Source organism: Cupriavidus sp. FW216-B1, assembly GCF_058789195.1.
This window is the reverse complement of record NZ_JBYTEL010000013.1, coordinates 18,686-36,717: the sequence shown is the minus strand read 5'-3', so window position 1 is coordinate 36,717 and position 18,032 is coordinate 18,686. Positions and strand designations below refer to the sequence as shown.

The following is an 18,032-nucleotide window of genomic DNA, read 5'->3' as shown; positions in this document are numbered from 1 at the left end:
CGCGCGCGGGCGCCGCTGCCGCGACGTGCCGGCGCTAGCGCCGCAAGCCGAGCACCAGCACGCCGGCGCCCACCAGCAGGATGCCGGCCCACTCGCGCAGGCTCGGGCGCTCGCCCAGGAAGACCACGGCGAACACCGCCACCAGCAGCAGGCTGAGCTTATCCACGGGCGCCACCTTCGAGGCGTCGCCGATCTGCAGCGCGCGGAAGTAGCACACCCATGAAGCGCCCGTGGCGAGGCCGGACAGCAGCAGGAAGGTCCAGGTGCGCGGCGACAGCGCCAGCGGGTTGCTCCACTTGCCGGTCAGCACCACGAACAAGGCCAGCGCCACGATGATCACCGCGGTGCGCACCAGCGTGGCGAGGTCGGAGTCGATGCCCGCGAGGCCGATCTTGGCGAAGATCGCGGTCAGCGCGGCGAACACCGCCGACAGCAGCGCCCAGTGGAACCAGCCCGCGGCGGAAGACATGATGCGGCGGCTCAGAGGCGCCGGCGTTCCATCGCCACCAGCGACGGCACGAAGCCGAGCTGGCCGAAGAAGGCCGCCTCGGAAGAGCGGCCGGCGCGCAGCACCCAGGTGATGTCGGGATCGTTGCCGACGATGTGGCGCACCAGTGCGCGGCCGATGCCGCGGCGCCGGTGGCTCGGCGCCACCGCCACCATCGACAGGTAGCCGTTGGAGACGTCGTCGCACAGGGCGCGCGCGAAGCCGACGATCTCCCCCTTGTCGACCGCGACCGCGACGCGCTGCGAATTGGCGATCAGGCGGGCGAAGCGCTCGGTGTTGGCAACCCGGTGTGCCCAGCCGTTGGCCGCAAGCAGTTGCCTGGCCGCCTCGATTTCGTCGGGCAGCAGATTGCGGATTTCCATCGGGGCTCCCATGCAAGCACATACGGCAACTCGGCGCAGCCCTTCTGTCGGGGGGCGTCACGAGGCGAGGACGGCGCGGGGCCGCCAAAGACTGCTGGCAGTGTAGCGAGCGCGCGCAGGCCCGTCAATTTGGCGGCCCGCCATGTTGCTTCCCTCTTGCGGCGGGGTATCATGCTTGCCATGAACGCCTCGATCTTCTCTTCCGCCCATCCGGCCGATCAGCTGGCCGAGTTCAGCGACGCCGACGCGGCGCTCGCCCGCATCCTCGAGATCTACGAGGCATCGGTCGGCGCCATACGCGCGCGCTTCGACGCGTTCGCGCACGGGCAGCCGCTGCCGTCCGCGGCGCACGCCTGTTATCCCTATCTCGGCATCTCGGTCAACCTCGAGACGATGGTGACCGACAGCCGGCCCTCGTGGGGCACGGTGGCCTACCCCGGCGTGTACGGCACCACGGTCACGCGCCCCGACCTGCTGGCCGATTACTACCGCGACCAGATCGAGCGCCTGCTGCGCTACCACCGCGTGCCCGTGGTGGTCGGCGTGAGCCGGCGGCCGATCCCGCTGCCGTTCGTCATCGAAGCCTCCACCACCGACATCAGCTACACGCAGGCGCGCGAGCTGGAGGCGTCGTTCGTGCTGCCGGAGCTGAGCCGCATCGACGACGCCATCGCCAACGGCACCTTCGAGCCCGTGTCCGGCGAGGCCTGGCCGCTGTCGCTGTTTACCGGCGAGCGCGTGGATCTCGCGCTGCAGCGCCTGTACCACTACACCGGCACCGCGCCCCAGCATTTCCAGCGCTTCGTGCTGTTTACCAACTACCAGCGCTACGTCGACGAGTTCATCGAGCTGGGCCGCTCGCTGATGGCGGCGGACGATGCGCAGGGCGCCGAAGGCTACGCGCGCTTCGTCGAGCCCGGCGACGTGGTGCAGGTGCGCGGCGCGGCCGAGCCCGACGACGCGCAGCGCCCGCGCGCGCTGCCGCAGATGCCGGCCTACCATCTCGTGCGCGAGGACCGGCTCGGCGTGACGCTGGTCAATATCGGCGTGGGTCCGTCCAACGCCAAGACCATGACCGACCACCTCGCCGTGCTGCGTCCGCATTGCTGGCTGATGGTGGGCCACTGCGGCGGCCTGCGCCGCTCGCAGCAGCTTGGCGACTACGTGCTCGCGCACGCCTACGTGCGCGACGACCACGTGCTCGACCACGACCTGCCGCCGTGGGTGCCGGTGCCGCCCATCGCCGAGATCCAGGTCGCGCTGCAGGAAGCGGTGGCGCGCATCACCGGCCTGTCCGGCAACGAGATGAAGACGCGCATGCGCACCGGCACGGTGGTCTCCACCGACGACCGCAACTGGGAACTCAAGTCCAAGTCGCTGTACGCGCGCTTCAACCAGTCGCGCGCGATCGCCATCGACATGGAAAGCGCCACCGTGGCGGCCAACGGCTTCCGCCTGCGCGTGCCCTACGGCACGCTGCTGTGCGTGTCCGACAAGCCGCTGCACGGCGAACTGAAGCTGCGCGGCATGGCCAATGCGTTCTACCGCCAGCGCGTGAGCCAGCACATGACGATCGGGCTCGAGGCGATCCGCATCCTGCGCGAGGCCGGCGCCGAGCAACTCCACTCGCGCAAGCTGCGCAGCTTCGACGAGCCGGCGTTCCGCTAGCTCGTCGGTCCCGCGGTCACGACAAAAAAACAAAAACGCGCAACAAACGCACGCGCGGCGCGAGCGCCGTCACCGGCCCTGCGCGCCGCCGCGTTGCCGCCGCCCGCGCATCCCGCCGCGGACGACCGCTTGCCTTGCGCATGCGCCCGCCTCAGAAGCGGTAGCCCACGCCCACGCTGAACAGCCACGGATCGAGGCTCGCGTTCGAGAGCTTGACGCCGCCGGCCTTCACGTCCGACGAGATCCAGGTCTTCTTGACGTCGGCGTTGAGGAACCAGTTGCGCGTGAGCTTGTAGTCCATGCCGATCTGCAGGACCGGGCCGACGCTCCAGCGGTCCAGCGACAGCGTGTTGCCGGCGAGGTTGGCGCCCCAGATGCGGGTGACGTTGATACCGGCGCCCACATACGGGCGGAACGTGGCTTCAGGCAGGAAGTGGTACTGCAGCAGCAGGCTCGGCGGCAGGTGCGAGAACGTGCCGATCTTGCTACCGCCCAGGTAGACGTCCTGCTTCTGCGGCACCGTCAGCACCAGTTCGGTGGCGATGTGCGGCGTGATGAAGTAGGTGACGTCGAGTTCCGGGATCCACTTGTTGTTGACCGTGATCAGGTCCGAAGGGCCGACCCCGCCGATCGGGTCCGACTTGTCGGCCATGTCGAGATAGGTGGCGCGCAGGCGCACCATCCAGTTGCCCTGGGCTTCGTCCGCTGCGGCTGCCGGCGTGGCGGCAAGCGCGCCGAACAGGGCCAGGACGGCGACGGCGGTGGTGGCGAGACGGGTGGGGACAAGCAGACGATTCTTCATGATGTTGGCTCGTTAATTGGAAGACTTCACGCACAGTGTGGCGGAGCGTTCCCATGTGAACCTTGACCAAGAGCAAGAATAGCAGTATCGGCTGCCGGCGCTGGCGGCTGCGTCGCGAAGCCGCGACAGTGGGCTGCCGGGCCGTCGCCGGGCGGGCCGCTGGCCCCGCCTGGCTCCCTGCCGGACTCCCGGCATGGCGGCCGGGGCGCGCGTTGGGGCGCGCGCTGGAGTGGATCGGCGCCCCGGGTTTGCGGCGATGCAGCAACGCCGGAACCGCGACGCCCGGCCGCGGCCCGGGGCCCGCTCCGGCCTGGCGTGGCCGGTTCCCAAGCGCCAGACACGCTCTAAGGACATGCGCAAATATTCGTGGCCGCGCGCGGCGGCTGGCCTTACGCTGTGCACACGGTTACAGCAAAGAGCAACACAGCAACGAGCATGTCGTGGGCGCCCCGCAAAGGCGTCTTTCCGGGTGTGCCCCGTGGGGGCGGGGCACACCGGCTTTTCTGCGCGGGCCTTGCTGTACGGATCATGCCACACGGGCTTCGCCCTCACAGGCCCCATCCGCGCAAGTTCTGTCCGCATCACGGCAAGGCCGTCTCCATCTGTCCTTCATCCATCCTGGCGATTCCAGCCGGCGCGGGTTCGCGCCGGCTTTCGGGCGTTCCGCTCCCGGGCCGATCGGCCGGCATTGCATCTCCCCGGCCGCGGCGCTGCCCTGGCGGATCGCATCCTGCCGCGAGCCAGAGATAGAGCGCGCGCCGGCGTGACGGGGTCCGCGTTGCCGGACCGGCGGCTTTCCCTGCGGCCCACATTCGCGCGTGCGACGGCGCACACAGGCCTCGAACCTTCAACCGTATGGCTGGTACAGCCACGCGCGCATCGTGACTAGCCTTGAGAAGAATCGAAGTGTTTCGCTGCCGGCGCAGACAAGACACCAACGGAGGAGGCAGGCATCATGAAGAACACCGGGAAATGCGCCGGCGGACAGCGGGCGTGGCCGGCGTGGCTGGCGTGCGCGTGGATGGCCCTGATGCTCGCCGCGTGCGGCGGCGGCGGCAGCGGTGGCGGGGGTGGCGCCGGGACCGCGCCGTCCACCACCGGCACCGCGGCGGACCTCGCGCCGGTGCAGTACTCGGTCTCGCTCTCCACGACCTCGGGACAGGTCGCCATCGGGCGCAGCATCTCGGTGAGCGCGTCGGTGGTGGACAGCAAGGGCAACGACCTGACCGCCGGCAGCACCTTTGCGTGGGCTTCCTCCAGCACCACGCTGGCCACCGTGGTGCCGGCCGCAGCCAACGGCACCGCCACCGTCACCGGCGTGGCCGCCGGCACCGCCGTCATCCAGGTGCTGGCCACCATCAGGACCTCCGACAGCAGCACGCTCACGCTGCCGGCGCAGGCCGCCACCATCACCGTGCTGCCCACCGCCGCCAGCTACAACCTGGCGCTGTCCAACCCGGTGCTGTCGCTGGCCGACGGCCAGGCGCAGCCGGTCAAGGCCACGCTGCTCGACGCCAACGGCAGCGACGTCAGCGCCGCCGTGCACGACTGGGCCTGGGCCAGCTCCAGCGCCAACGTGCAGGTCAGCGCCGCGCAGAACAGCGCCACGCTCACCGGCAGCAACAGCTCGGCCACCGCCGCGCTCGGCACGGTCACGGTCTCCGTCACCGCGCCCAACGGCGTCGCGGTCAGCGGGCAGATGCTGGTCACGGTGCTGAAGAACGCCGGCTACACCTACCGGCTGGCGCTGTCGCAGGGCGGCACGCCGGTCAACGCGCTGTCGGTGCTCAACGGCTATCCGCAGACCTTCGCCGCCCGCGTGATCCGCAGCGATGCGCAGGACGTGACGGCCGATTTCGACGGCGCCTGGACCTATGCCGCGGCCTCGCCCACGCTGTCGGTGGCGGCGGACGCGGCCACGCGGCAGGCCACGGTCAGCACCGCCATCGCGCCCGGCATGCCCACCGTGCAGAGCGTGCTGCAGGTCACGGCGGCCAGCAGCAAGATCGCCGCCACGCCCAGGGCGAGCCTGGCCGTGACCGAGCAGCCCAAGTGGGCGCTGGTCTACAACGGGCCGCAGCCGCTGCGTCTGCTGCTGGGCCTGCCGCTGCCGATTCCGGCCACCGCCACGCTCAAGCTGTACGGCGCCGACGACGTCTTCTCCGACTGCGCGGGCTGGAACTGGACCGCCAGCGCCAACGTGGCGCTCGCGCCCGGCGTCAATGCCGCGCAGGTCCTGGTGACGCCGCTGGCCGCGGGCAGCTTCTCGGTGACGGCAACGTGCACGGCTGGCCCCGAGCAGGAGCCGGTCACGGTCACGATCCCGGGCACGGTGAGCTGAGCGCGCAACGCAACGATGCCCGGCGGGGAAGCCTGCCGGGCATCGTCTTGTGCTGGGGAAAGCTGGGGAAGCGCGCGGAGAAAAGCCGCGTCGCGGCCGTGCCGGAGGGCTGCAGGTAAACCGGCCGGAAGCCAGGGCGTACCCAATTCTGCGTGGCCCGCGCGAGGGCCGGATGCATTCTCCGGCGGGCGGTTTCGCGCCGCCGGGGCCGCCGCGCCTCAGCGCTTGGCGACGAAGCGGATGACCTGCTCGTTGCGCGCGGACTCGGCCGGCTGGCTCTCGGTGGTGCTCGAACCGCAGGTATTGCAGCCGCCGCTGTCGCAGCCGCTGGCGCAGCCCGCCACCGCCTGCGGCGCCAGCCACGCCACCGCGCGCAGGCGCCAGCCGGTGGCCGCCGCGCCGCCCAGGCGCGCCGCCAGCCAGGCCTTGAAACGCTCGCGCGAGCGCGGCGCGTAGCGCGACAGCACGGAAACCGCGCAGACCAGCACGATCAGCGGCACCAGCAGGGTTTCGAAGGCGTGGTAGAGGCTCATGGCAGCGGCACCTCGGGTCAGCTGAACATCAGGGCGATGCGGTAGGTGGCGAACGCGGCCAGGTAGCCCAGCGCGAACAGGTAGAGCGTGGAGGCGGCCATCACCTTCCAGGAATTGGTCTCGCGGCGGATCACCGCCATCGTCGAGATGCACTGCGGCGCGAACACGTACCACGCCAGCAGCGCCAGCGCGGTGGCCAGCGACCACTGCGAGGCGATCATCGGCGCGAGCTGGCTGGCCACGGCGTCGTCGCTGCCCGACAGCGCATAGACGGTGGCCAGCGCGCCCACGGCGACCTCGCGCGCGGCCAGGCCCGGCACCAGCGCGATGCAGATCTGCCAGTTGAAGCCCACCGGCGCGAACACGTGCTCCAGCGCGCGCCCGATGATGCCGGCGAAGCTGTAGTCGATGGCCGGCGCGGTGGCGCCGTCCGGCGGCGACGGGAAGGTGGCCAGGAACCACAGCAGCACCGTCAGCGTCAGGATCACCTTGCCCACGCGCGACAGGAAGATGCGCGCGCGCTCCCACAGCCCGATGGCGATGTCGCGCGGGTTGGGGATGCGGTACGACGGCAGCTCCATCAGCAGCGGATGGTCGGTGCGGTCGCGGCGGAAGTACTTCAGCACGTAGGCCACCACCAGCGCGCTGACGATGCCCGCCACGTACAGCGCGAACAGCACCAGCCCCTGCAGGTTGAACAGCCCGGCCACCGTGCGCGCCGGGATGAAGGCGCCGATCAGCAGCGCGTACACCGGCAGGCGCGCCGAGCAGGTCATCAGCGGCGCCACCAGGATGGTGGTGATGCGGTCGCGCGGGTCCTGGATGGTGCGCGTGGCCATGATGCCGGGAATCGCGCAGGCGAAGCTCGACAGCAGCGGGATGAACGAGCGCCCGGACAGGCCCGCGCCCATCATCAGGCGGTCCAGCAGGAAGGCCGCGCGCGGCAGGTAGCCCGATTCCTCGAGCGTGAGGATGAACAGGAACAGGATCAGGATCTGCGGCAGGAACACGATCACGCTGCCCAGGCCGGCGATCAGGCCGTCCACCAGCAGGCTGCGCAGCATGCCCTCGGGCAGGTGGCTGCCGACCAGCTCGCCGAACCAGTGCACGGCGGCCTCGATGCCGTCCATCACCGGCGCGGCCCACGAGAACACCGCCTGGAACATCAGGAACAGCAGCACGGCCAGGATCGCCAGGCCGAACACCGGATGCAGCACGATGCGGTCGAGCCGGTCGTCGATTGCCGCGGTGCGCGCCGGCATGGTGACGGCGGCTTCCAGCAGGCGCTTGACCTCATGGTGCACGTCCAGGTCCGAGGGCGGCGCGTCGGTGGCCGGCGGCGCGTCGGGCAGGGCCGCGTCGAGCGCCGCCAGCAGGCTGGCCGCGCCGTCGCGCCTGACCGCGATGGTCTCCACCACCGGCATGCCGAGCGCGGCGGCGAGCTTGTCGCGGTCGATATGGATGCCGCGCCGTTCGGCGGCGTCGCTCATGTTGAGCACCAGCACCATCGGCAGGCCCAGGCGGCGCAGCTCCAGCACGAAGCGCAGGTGCAGGCGCAGGTTGGTGGCGTCCACCACCGACACCAGCAGGTCCGGGCGCGGCTCGCCCGGGCGCTGGCCCAGGCAGACGTCGCGCGTGATGGCCTCGTCGAGGCTGGCCGCGTGCAGGCTGTAGGCGCCCGGCAGGTCCAGCACGCGCACCTGGCGGCCGGCCGGCGAGACGAAATGGCCTTCCTTGCGCTCGACGGTGACGCCGGCATAGTTGGCCACCTTCTGGCGGCTGCCGGTCAGGCGGTTGAACAGCGCGGTCTTGCCGCAGTTGGGGTTGCCCACCAGCGCCACGCGCAAGGCGGGACGCTGGGCGGCGGAGGTCGGGGATGCGGCGGACATGTTCTTGGCAGGGGCCGCGCTTCAGGCGGCGGTGCGTTTGGCGGCGGGCGCGTCGGGCTGCGCGGCCGGCGTGATGCTGGATACGGAAGCGCTCACGGCCTCCACGGTGATGCGCGCCGCTTCCGAGCGGCGCAGCGCGAACCGGGTGAAGCCGACCTGGGCCACCAGGGGGTCCATGCCGAACGGTCCCAGCGCGATGACCTGCACGGCTTCGCCGGGCACGAAGCCGAGCTCGCGCAGGCGCCGCGCAACGGGATCGCTGGAGGAGGTGTCATCGACCGAGACAATGACAGCGGCAGTGCGCCGCGGAAGTTCAGACAACCGCATGAGGCTTCCAGTCCGTTGGCGCGAGGCACGGCACGCGGTCGGCAAACTCACGCCAGGGTACGTAAATGAAAATCGTTCCCATTGTAGCCGCTTTTGCCTGGGGACGTCCGGTTTTCGCCGTGCCGCCAGCGTGCTGACGGCGGGGCCGGACAAGGCTCTGCGCCAGGCTCCGGCGGCGAAGGCGCAACAGCATAGCGTGCCCCGGCATAGAATGCGAGTCGACACATGCCGCCGTCATGGCATGGCCGCCGCGCCCGGCGCCCGCGGGGCCGGCTTTCCCATCCGCAAGACAAGCAAATACGGAGTCAAGAGACATGATCCTCGAAATCGCCCAGTTCCAGATCAAGGCCGGCTCGGAGTCGGCCTTCGAAGCCGCCGTGGCCAAGGCCGCGCCGCTGTTCCGGCGCGCCCGCGGCTGCCACGGCCTGCGCCTGCTCCGCTCGATCGAGAACCCGTCGCGCTTCACGCTCGAAGTGAAGTGGGAGACGGTCGAGAACCACATGGTGGATTTCCGCGAGTCCGAAGACTTCGCCGAATGGCGCAAGCTGGTCGGCGAGCACTTCGCCTCCGCGCCCGACGTGGGGCACGTCAGCATCGCGGTCGAAGGCTTCTGAGCGGCGGGGGCCGCCCGCCGCCCGCGCCCCCTCCCAGATGGGGGGAGGGGAATAACGCATTTGCGTTATTGGTTGAGGCCGGTGCAGGCGGTAAGCTGGCCTCACGCTGAACACCCCGTTCCACGCGTACTTGACAATGCTGCCTGCCGGTAAAGCAGGCGGCATTTTTCTTTCCGGGGCGGCGCTCACCCCGCCCTGACCATCTCCAGGAAGCGCTCGCGCGCCGGATCTTCCACCGCGCCCTTCCAGGCGCAGTACACCTCCGACGGCACCGTGGCCTCGGCCAGCGGCAGGAACACCGCCCCCGCCATCGCCGAGCGCTGCAGCGCCGCCGGCACCACCGCCACGCCGGTGCCCTGCGAGACCAGCGACACCACCGACAGCCAGTGCCGCACCTCGTGCCGGATCTGCGGGTAGAAGCCCTGCGCCGCGCACATCTCGAAGATGCGGTTGTAGTAGTCCGGCGAGACCTTGCGGGAAAACAGCACGAACGGCTCGCCGCGCAGCGCGGCCAGCGCCACGCTCGGCTGGCCGGCCAGCGCATGGTCGGCCGGCACGCAGCACAGGAACGGCTCGCTGTGGACCAGCGCCGTGGCCAGCTCGTCGGGCACGCGGTTGGTGTGGATGAAGCCGGCGTCGAGCCGGTCGTGCAGCAGCGCGTCGATCTGTTCCTGCGAGTTGAGTTCGGTCAGCGTCACCTGGATGCCGGGATAGCCGGCCTGGAACTCGCGCAGGCGCTGCGGCAGCCCGCGGTACAGCATCGAGCCGACGAAGCCGATGCGCAGCCGGCCGATGGCGCCGGCCTCGATCTCGCGGGCCTGCTGGCGGGCGTCCTCGGCCTGCGCCAGCAGCGCGCCGGCCGCCTCGCGGAAGGCGCGCCCGGCCGCGGTCAGGCGCACGCCGCGGCTGTCGCGCTCGAACAGGCGGGCGCCCACCGACGCCTCCAGTTGCTGGATGTTGAGCGACAGCGGCGGCTGCGAGATCGACAGGCGGCGGGCGGCCCGGCCGAAATGCAGCTCTTCGGCCAGCACGAGGAAGTAGCGCAGGTGACGGAATTCCATGTCGATACAAAAAATATATGGATCAAGCCAATTTTAGAATTAGACACGAATCGCCGCGCTTTGAATAATGCAGGTAAGGCATCCGTCCCGCGCCAGTGTGGCGGATTGCCGCAGCGCCCCGTCCTGGAACGACAGGAAGCCAGAAAGGGCTGCGAAAAGCACAAATACAAGCAACAGAGACAACCAACACCCGCTACCGCAATACCGCCGGCCCGCATGCAGCCCCGCTGCCAGCGCGGCCCGGCGCCGCCGGCATGTGCCGGCCAACACAGGAGATCCCTCATGCAGACCAGCGCTGCGCGCCAGCCGGCCGCTTCCGTTTCCGCCTCCGCTTCCGCTTCCGCTTCCGTTGCGACCCCGGCCACCCCGGCCCATCCGGTGCCCGACCAGCAGGGCGTGAACCTGTTCGCCAGCGACCCGGACCTGCGCGCGCTGCTGCCGCTGTACCTGCCGCCCGACCTGTTCGCCCACCTGCTGCCGCACCTGGACCGCATGGGCGTGCTGGCCGGCGGCGTGCTGGACCGGCTGGCGCACACCGCCGACCACAACAAGCCCGTGCTGTCGCACCGCACCCGCACCGGGCTGGACGCGCAGGCCATCGACAAGCATCCGGCCTACGTGGAGCTGGAGCGCGTGGCGTTCTCCGAGTTCGGCCTTGCCGCGGCCTCGCACCGCGGCGGCGTGCTCGGCTGGGACAAGCCGATGCCGGCGGCGGCCAAGTACGCGCTGACCTACCTGTTCGTGCAGGCCGAGTTCGGGCTGTGCTGCCCGCTCTCGATGACCGACTCGCTCACGCGCACGCTGCGCAAGTTCGGCGACCCGGCGCTGGTCGCGCGCTATCTGCCCAACCTGACCACCCAGGTCTTCGAGGACCTGTACCAGGGCGCCATGTTCATGACCGAGCAGGGCGCCGGCTCCGACGTGGCCGCCACCACCGCGCGCGCCGTGCGCGACGCGCGGGCCGAAGGCGGCTGGCGCCTGTCGGGCGACAAGTGGTTCTGCTCCAACCCGGACGCCGCGCTGGCGATGGTGCTGGCGCGCGTGGAAGACGAGCACGGCAATGCCGCGCCCGGCATCAAGGGCGTGTCGCTGTTCCTGCTGCCGCGCACGCTGGCCGACGGCAGCGCCAACCAGTACCGCATCATCCGCCTCAAGGACAAGCTCGGCACGCGCTCGATGGCCAGCGGCGAGATCCGCCTCGAAGGCGCGCAGGCGCACCTGGTCGGCGAACTCGGCCGCGGCTTCGTGCAGATGGCCGACATGATCAACAACTCGCGCCTGTCCAACGGCGTGCGCGCCGCCGGCCTGATGCGCCGCGCGCTGTCCGAAGGCCAGTTCATCGCGCGCGAGCGCCGCGCGTTCGGCAAGCGCCTGGTCGACATGCCGCTGATGCGCCGCCAGTTGCTCAAGCTCGCGCTGCCCACCGAGCAGGCCCGCACGATGGTGTTCCAGACCGCCGAGGCGCTGCGCCGCGCCGACGCCGGCGAGGCAGGCGCCTACGCGCTGATGCGCGTGCTCACGCCGCTGATCAAGTTCCGCGCCTGCCGCGACGCGCGCAAAGTCACCGGCGACGCGATGGAGATCCGCGGCGGCTGCGGCTACATCGAGGAATGGAGCGACCCGCGCCTGGTGCGCGACGCCCACCTCGGCTCGATCTGGGAAGGCACCAGCAACATCGTCGCGCTCGACGTGCTGCGCGCGATCCGCCGCGAAGGCGCGCTGCCGGTGCTGCAGGCCCATCTGGACGGCCTGCTGCGCGACACGCCGCTGCACCCGGGCGCGCGCGCCGCGTTCGACGCCGCGCTCGGCCGCGCCGTGGCGCTGGCCGCGCGCGCCGCCGAGGCCGGCGCCGACGGCGACGTGCTGGCGCGCCAGGCCGCCTCCGCGCTGTACCACGTGACCAGCGCCGTGGCGATGGCATGGGAAGCCGGCCGCATCGGCTCCGAGCGCCGCATGCGCCTGGCCCAGCTCGTGCTGGTGCACCGCGTGCTGCCGCAGGACCCGCTGGCCGGCGAGGCCGAGCCCGACTGGCTGGCCGACACCGTGGCGCCGCCGGCCGACGGCACCGTGCGCGCCGCCGCCGCGGTCGACCACATCAACCTGTTCTGAACACACCGCGGAAAAAAGAGATCACCCGTTGCGTGCTCCCCTCTCCCGCCCGCGGGAGAGGGGCCGGGGGAGAGGGCCAGCGCAAGCCACGCCGCAGTCCCCAAAGCACCACGAACCGCAACACCGCAACACCGCAACACCAGCAAGCCCCCGCGGCCGCGCCCACCCGGCGCCCGCGCACTCCGCCCGGGCGCACCTCGCCCGGCGGAAGACGACTGACAACAGGAGACCACCATGACCCTCTGGCAACGCCTTGCCGCCGTCGCCGCGTGCACCCTGTGCGTGGGCATCGCCCCCGCGCTGGCGCAGAAAGACTACCCGTCCAAGCCGATCATGATGATCGTGACCTACCCGCCCGGCGGCCCCACCGACGTGATGGCGCGCACACTGGCCGCGGCGCTCAAGACCAGCCTCGGCCAGACCGTGGTGGTGGAGAACCGCGCCGGCGCCGGCGGCAACATCGGCGCCGAGGCGGTGGCGCGCGCCGAGCCGGACGGCTACACGCTGATGTTCGGCACCTCGGCCCCGCTGGCCATCAACGTCAGCCTCTACCGCAAGATCAACTACGACCCGGTCAAGAGCTTCGCCCCGGTGATCCAGATCGGGCAGCTGCCCAACGTGCTGGTGGTCAGCCCCACGGTGCCGGCCAGGACCGTGGGCGAACTGGTCGCCTACGGCAAGGCGCACCCGGGCGAGCTGACCTATGCCTCGTCCGGCAACGGTGCCTCCTCGCACCTCGCTGGCGTGCTGTTCAACAATCTGGCCGGCACCGACTTCCGCCACATCCCCTACAAGGGCACCGGCCCCGCGCTCAACGACCTGCTCGGCGGCCAGGTCAGCATGACCTTCACCGACGTGCTGACCGCGCTGCCGTTCATCAAGGGCGGCAAGGTGCGCGTGCTCGGCGTGACCACCAAAGGCCGCTCGCAGGCGCTGCCCGACGTGCCCACCGTGGCCGAGCAGGGCGTGCCCGGCTTCGACGTCTCGGTATTCTTCGGCGTGGTGGCGCCGGCCGGCACGCCGCCGGCGGTCATCGCCAGGCTGAACCAGGCCTTCGCTGACGCGCTCAGGCAGCCCGAGGTGCGCAAGACGCTGCAGGCCCAGGGCCTGGAGTTCCCGCCGTCGACCACGCCCGAGCAGCTGGGCGGCTTCGTCAAGGCGGAAGTCGCCAAGTGGCGCGGCGTGGTGCAGAAATCGGGCGCGCAGCTCGACTGACGCGGACGGCCTGCCGCGCGATGCCGCCGATGGCCGATCATCGCGCAGCATTACGACGGCAACCCGCGCCGGCCGGTCAGGGAAGGGCCAATCGGCGGTAGTATCGACCTCCGTCCGCCGGGCGCCGCGCTTGCGCCGCGGCGCGCCCCTTCCTTTTTTCGTATCCGCAACGCCATGAACGATCTTCGCACCGCCACGCCCGCCAACGCGCCCGTCAACGAATTCGCCGGCGAGCCCCCCGGCACGCTGTTCGGCCTGACCATGCCGATGTCGCGCGTGTTCGGCCTGCGCGGCGTGCAGATCGACGCGCGCGAAGCGCGCGTGAGCATGCCCTACCACCCGGACCACACCAACAGCCGCGGCGAAGTCCACGGCGGCGCCATCGCCACGCTGCTCGACTGCGTGCTGTCGTGCGCCGCGCGCGGCCACGACCCGCGCAACTACGGCGTGGCCACCATCGACCTGACCGTGCACTTCACCGCGCCCGGCCGCGGCGAGCTGACCGGCATCGCCTGGTGCGAGCGGCGCGGCCGCGCGATGTGCTTCGCGCGCGGCGAGATCCGCAACGAGCAGGGCGAACTGCTGGCGCTGGCCACCGGCACCTTCAAGCTGGTGGAGCGCGTGCCCGCCAAATAACCGGACACCGCCTCGCCGCGCCGCCGGCGAGGCCACTTCCCAAGCCATTCCCGCCATGAACGGAGCCCCCTGATGAGCCAATCCCCGAGCCAACCCCCTGCATCGCCCGGCGCGCTCGCCGGCATCCGCGTGGTCGATCTCTCGCGCATCCTCGGCGGTCCGTTCTGCGGACAGATCCTCGGCGACCACGGCGCCGACGTGCTCAAGATCGAGCCGCCGCAAGGCGACGACACGCGCACCTGGGGCCCCCCGTTCAAGGACGGCGTGGCCTCGTACTACTTCGGCCTCAATCGCAACAAGCGCGTGATGCGGCTGGACCTGACCACCGAGGCCGACCGCGAAGTCCTGCTCGCCCTGCTGGCCGACGCCGACGTGCTGGTGGAGAACTTCAAGACCGGCACGCTGGAGAAATGGGGCCTGGGCTACGACGCGCTGTGCGCGCGCTTCCCGCGCCTGGTGCACTGCCGCGTGTCCGGCTTCGGCGCCGACGGCCCGCTCGGCGGCCTGCCCGGCTACGACGCCGCGATCCAGGCGATGGCCGGCATCATGAGCATCAACGGCGAAGCCGGCGGCGACCCGCTGCGCGTGGGTTTGCCGGTGGTGGACATGGTCACGGGACTGAACGCCGCGCTCGGCGTGCTGCTGGCGCTGCAGGAACGCGAGCGCAGCGGCCGCGGCCAGTTCGTGGAGGCCGCGCTGTACGACTCCGGCCTGTCGCTGCTGCACCCGCATGCCGCCAACTGGTTCATGAACGGCAAGGAGCCGGCGCGCACCGGCAACGCGCACCCGAACATCTATCCCTACGACACCGTGGCCACCGCCACCGACCCGATCTTCCTCGCGGTCGGCAACGACCGCCAGTTCCGCATCCTGTGCGAGCACCTCGGCATCGCCGAATACGCCGACGACGAACGCTTCGCCACCGCGGGCGCGCGCTCGGTCAACCGCTCGGCGCTGAAGGTCGAGCTGGAGTCGCGCATGGCCAGGCTGGACGGCAAGGTCCTGGCCGACACGCTGGTAGCCGCCGGCGTGCCGTGCGCGCCGGTGCTGTCGGTGGCGGATGCCTTGCAGCATCCGCATACCGCGCACCGCGGGATGGTGGTGGAGATGGCGGGGGGGTATAAGGGGCTGGGGGCGCCTGTGAAGCTTAGCCGCACGCCGGCGACGTATCGGTTTGCGCCGTTGGCGGAAGGGGAGAGGTTTTTGCCGGTGGTGGCGGCGAATGATGGGGAATAAGGGGGTTTCTTTTTGGGGAATTTACGGTCAAAGGCTTTAAAGGATTAACTTCAAAGTCAAAGGCTTAAAGTCAAAGTCAAAGTCAAAGGCTTTCGCTCCTCCGGAGCGACCTACTTTCTTTTGTCCGAAAAGAAAGTAGGCCAAGAAAGCGGACTGCCTTGCCGGCAGGGGCAGAGCCGAACAGGGTTTCTTGGGTTGGTGGTTTCGTGGTGGGGGTGGTGGTTCTGCAGGGGTTCTGCCGGTACCGGTTTTGGTGGCCACGTTCTCTTGGGTGGTGTTCGATTCGTGGTGGCGCTGCATGATGGCGGTGGCCCAGGCCCTTCGGGCTGCTGCCGCGACCGGGGCGGAGGGGATCGTCGTAGGGGCGGTGCTGGTTTCGTGGTGGGCGTGGTGGCCCCGCTTTGAACTCAGTACCGGATTTTGAAACGCACTCGAGAGCGCTCAGCGTTCACCGAAACCCAACACACCCGCGCTGGGTCCACCGCGCCCACCACGAAACCAGTGCCGGTGCTACGCCGTGACCGCCAAAACCGGTAACGGCAGATGTCCGAACCAGCAGTGCGCCCGCCATCATAGGTCTGACCCCGAAACCCATACCGCCAGCCAGATCGTGGCCAGCCGAACCGGTAACGGCAGGATGCCAGCAGAACCACCGCCCCCACCACGAAACCACCAACAAGAGAAATCCCAACGTTTCTGCCCCTGCCGGCCAGGCAGCCCGCTTTCTTTGCCTACTTTCTTTTCGGGGAAAAGAAAGTAGGTCGCTCCGGGGGAGCGAAAGCCTTTGACTTTAAGCTTTTGAATTTGACTTTGAAGTTAAAACCTTCGACTTTAAAGTCAAAAACCAAAATACCAAAAACTACGGCACCATCCCCGTCAAAACATAAGCCTGCACCATCGTAATCCCCCCCACGATCACCGCGAACAGCAGGCTATGCTTCACCGTGAAGCGGAACAGTTCCGACTCCTTGCCCACCAGCCCGGTGGCCGCGCAGGCCACCGCGATCGACTGCGGCGAGATCATCTTGCCGGTCACGCCGCCCGTGGTGTTGGCCGCCACCAGCAGCGTGTCGGACACGCCGATCTGGTGCGCGGTGGTGCTCTGCAACGAGCAGAACAGCGCGTTGGACGAGGTGTCCGAGCCGGTCAGGAACACGCCCAGCCAGCCCAGGAACGGCGAGAAGAACGGGAACGCGGCGCCGGTGCCGGCCAGCAGCAGCGCCAGCGTGGACGACATGCCCGAATAGTTGGCGACGAACGCGAAGGCCAGCACCAGCCCGATCGACAGGATCGGGCGGCGCAGTTCCGCCACGGTCTCGCCGAAGGTGGCCAGCGCGTCGTGCGGTTTCATGCGCAGCAGCACGGCGGAGATCAGCGCGGTCAGCAGGATGGCGGTGCCCACGGCGGACAGCAGGTCGAGCTTCAGTACCGCCTCGTAGGCCTTGGGCTGCGCCACGATGGGCGCGGCCTTGATGACCAGCTGGTCCAGCGCCGGCACCTTGAACTTGAGCACCGATCCGGCCAGCGCGCCGTTGCCGGCGAACAGCGCCTTGAACGACGGCAGGCTCCACACCGTGACGATGGCCGTCAGGATGCCGAACGGCGCCCACGCGCGCAGCGTCTGCGCGGTGGTGTAGGGCGAGGCGCGGCGGTTGTCGCCCGCCACCTTGCCGAGGCCGCCCGCGGCCAGCCCGCCGCCCACGCGCGCCAGCGCCGCCGCGCCGCCGCCGCCCACGGCCACCGCGCCGCCGGCGCGCTGGCTGGCGCTGCGCGGCTGCCAGACCTTCAGGAACAGCGTCAGCGAGATCAGGCTCACCAGCGCCGAGGTGATGTCCGGCAGTTCCGGCCCGATGTGGTTGGAGGTGAAGTACTGCGTCACCGAGAAGCTGGCGCCCGTCACCAGCGCCGCCGGCCAGGTCTCCTTCACGCCGCGCTTGCCGTCCATGATGAACACCAGCCAGAACGGCACCGCCAGCGACAGCAGCGGCAGTTGCCGGCCCGCCATCGCGCCGATGCGCATGGCGTCGATGCCCGTCACCTGCCCCGCCACGATGATGGGGATGCCCATCGCGCCGAACGCCACCGGCGCGGTGTTGGCGATCAGGCACAGCCCCGCCGCGTAGAGCGGGTTGAAGCCCAGCCCGACCAGCAGCGCCGCGGTGATCGCCACCGGCGCGCCGAAGCCCGCCGCGCCTTCGAGGAAGGCGCCGAACGCGAAGCCGATCAGCAGCATCTGCAGGCGCTGGTCGTCGGTGATGGCCAGCACCGAGGCGCGGATGATGTCGAACTGCCCGGTCTTGACCACGATCTTGTAGAGGAACACCGCGGTCACGATGATCCACGCGATCGGCCACAGGCCGTAGGCAAAGCCGAACCCGGCCGCGGCCAGCGCCTGCGGCACCGGCATGCCGTAGGCCAGCACGGCCACGCCCAGCGCCAGCAGCAGCGTGATCGCCGCGGCCACGTGGCCCTTCATGCGCAGCACGGCCAGCGCGAGGAAAAAGAACAGGATGGGCAGCGCCGCCGCGAGCGCGGACAGCCACAAGCTGCCCAGCGGCGTGTAGATCTGGGTCCAGGGTTGCATGGTCGGGTCTCCTCCGATGGATGCGTTTGAAATGAACTTGAAGGGGGCGCCTTCTTGCGTGGTTTTGGTTTGTGTTTTGTGTTTTTCTTGTGGGCTTGTGGGCTGCAGGAGCGGTCCCGTCGCTGCGGGTTTGTTCCCCTCTCCCAC

The 18,032-nt window shown here is 70.0% G+C and carries 15 protein-coding genes; 7 read left to right on the top strand and 8 right to left on the bottom strand.

Annotation, left to right across the window (positions count from 1 at the left end; translation table 11 throughout):
* Positions 1 to 34: 34 nt before the first annotated feature.
* Both AC3WXD_RS23705 and AC3WXD_RS23700 read right to left on the bottom strand, forming a co-directional pair.
* Positions 35 to 469: an EamA family transporter gene (locus AC3WXD_RS23705; RefSeq protein WP_020206093.1), complete on the bottom strand. Its 435-nt coding sequence runs from the start codon at positions 467 to 469 to the stop codon at positions 35 to 37.
* A gap of 11 nt (positions 470 to 480) precedes the next feature.
* Positions 481 to 870 carry a GNAT family N-acetyltransferase gene (locus AC3WXD_RS23700; RefSeq protein WP_020206092.1) on the bottom strand — a complete coding sequence of 130 codons (390 nt, stop codon included), beginning with the start codon at positions 868 to 870 and terminating at the stop codon, positions 481 to 483.
* Between the two features lie 171 nt (positions 871 to 1,041).
* On the opposite strand from AC3WXD_RS23700, the gene AC3WXD_RS23695 reads away from it, so the two are divergent.
* Positions 1,042 to 2,538: an AMP nucleosidase gene (locus tag AC3WXD_RS23695; RefSeq protein WP_059412059.1), complete on the top strand. Its 1,497-nt coding sequence runs from the start codon at positions 1,042 to 1,044 to the stop codon at positions 2,536 to 2,538.
* 151 nt (positions 2,539 to 2,689) lie between these two features.
* On the opposite strand, the gene AC3WXD_RS23690 is transcribed toward AC3WXD_RS23695, so the two are convergent.
* Entirely contained in the window at positions 2,690 to 3,340 is a 651-nt protein-coding gene (locus AC3WXD_RS23690; protein ID WP_020206090.1) for an OmpW/AlkL family protein, read from the bottom strand.
* 955 nt (positions 3,341 to 4,295) lie between these two features.
* On the opposite strand from AC3WXD_RS23690, the gene AC3WXD_RS23685 reads away from it, so the two are divergent.
* Positions 4,296 to 5,681, top strand: a complete 1,386-nt coding sequence (locus AC3WXD_RS23685) for a hypothetical protein (protein ID WP_492324821.1) — start codon at positions 4,296 to 4,298, stop codon at positions 5,679 to 5,681.
* A gap of 218 nt (positions 5,682 to 5,899) precedes the next feature.
* Here the strand turns inward: AC3WXD_RS23685 and AC3WXD_RS23680 are convergent, their stop codons facing one another.
* The 3 genes from AC3WXD_RS23680 to AC3WXD_RS23670 are packed head-to-tail and all read right to left on the bottom strand — an operon-like array spanning position 5,900 to position 8,430.
* Entirely contained in the window at positions 5,900 to 6,214 is a 315-nt protein-coding gene (locus tag AC3WXD_RS23680; protein ID WP_492324820.1) for a DUF6587 family protein, read from the bottom strand.
* Between the two features lie 17 nt (positions 6,215 to 6,231).
* Positions 6,232 to 8,103, bottom strand: coding sequence for a ferrous iron transport protein B (gene feoB, locus AC3WXD_RS23675; RefSeq protein WP_029044258.1), 1,872 nt, complete (start codon positions 8,101 to 8,103; stop codon positions 6,232 to 6,234).
* A 21-nt stretch (positions 8,104 to 8,124) separates the two neighbouring features.
* Positions 8,125 to 8,430, bottom strand: a complete 306-nt coding sequence (locus AC3WXD_RS23670; RefSeq protein ID WP_020206086.1) for a FeoA family protein — start codon at positions 8,428 to 8,430, stop codon at positions 8,125 to 8,127.
* 314 nt (positions 8,431 to 8,744) lie between these two features.
* Here AC3WXD_RS23670 and AC3WXD_RS23665 point away from each other — a divergent pair, with 314 nt between their 5' ends.
* Positions 8,745 to 9,044 carry an antibiotic biosynthesis monooxygenase family protein gene (locus tag AC3WXD_RS23665; RefSeq protein WP_059412063.1) on the top strand — a complete coding sequence of 100 codons (300 nt, stop codon included), beginning with the start codon at positions 8,745 to 8,747 and terminating at the stop codon, positions 9,042 to 9,044.
* A gap of 185 nt (positions 9,045 to 9,229) precedes the next feature.
* On the opposite strand, the gene AC3WXD_RS23660 is transcribed toward AC3WXD_RS23665, so the two are convergent.
* The gene (locus AC3WXD_RS23660) at positions 9,230 to 10,105 is read right to left on the bottom strand and encodes a LysR family transcriptional regulator (protein WP_454732543.1); all 876 of its coding nucleotides are present in this window, start codon (positions 10,103 to 10,105) and stop codon (positions 9,230 to 9,232) included.
* A 282-nt stretch (positions 10,106 to 10,387) separates the two neighbouring features.
* Between AC3WXD_RS23660 and AC3WXD_RS23655 the strand changes: the two genes are divergently transcribed.
* The 4 genes from AC3WXD_RS23655 to AC3WXD_RS23640 all read left to right on the top strand — a co-directional run bounded on the left by AC3WXD_RS23655 (position 10,388) and on the right by AC3WXD_RS23640 (position 15,301).
* On the top strand, positions 10,388 to 12,214 hold the full coding sequence (locus AC3WXD_RS23655) for an acyl-CoA dehydrogenase family protein (protein WP_492324819.1): 1,827 nt from the start codon (positions 10,388 to 10,390) through the stop codon (positions 12,212 to 12,214).
* A gap of 234 nt (positions 12,215 to 12,448) precedes the next feature.
* Positions 12,449 to 13,429: a Bug family tripartite tricarboxylate transporter substrate binding protein gene (locus tag AC3WXD_RS23650; protein WP_020206081.1), complete on the top strand. Its 981-nt coding sequence runs from the start codon at positions 12,449 to 12,451 to the stop codon at positions 13,427 to 13,429.
* A gap of 174 nt (positions 13,430 to 13,603) precedes the next feature.
* Positions 13,604 to 14,065, top strand: a complete 462-nt coding sequence (locus AC3WXD_RS23645; RefSeq protein WP_020206080.1) for a PaaI family thioesterase — start codon at positions 13,604 to 13,606, stop codon at positions 14,063 to 14,065.
* A 72-nt stretch (positions 14,066 to 14,137) separates the two neighbouring features.
* A complete protein-coding gene (locus tag AC3WXD_RS23640; RefSeq protein WP_029044257.1) occupies positions 14,138 to 15,301 on the top strand; it encodes a CaiB/BaiF CoA transferase family protein in 1,164 nt (387 codons plus the stop codon).
* An 859-nt stretch (positions 15,302 to 16,160) separates the two neighbouring features.
* Here AC3WXD_RS23640 and AC3WXD_RS23635 read toward each other — a convergent pair.
* Positions 16,161 to 17,885, bottom strand: coding sequence for a lactate permease LctP family transporter (locus AC3WXD_RS23635; protein ID WP_492324818.1), 1,725 nt, complete (start codon positions 17,883 to 17,885; stop codon positions 16,161 to 16,163).
* Between the last annotated feature and the right edge of the window lie 147 nt (positions 17,886 to 18,032).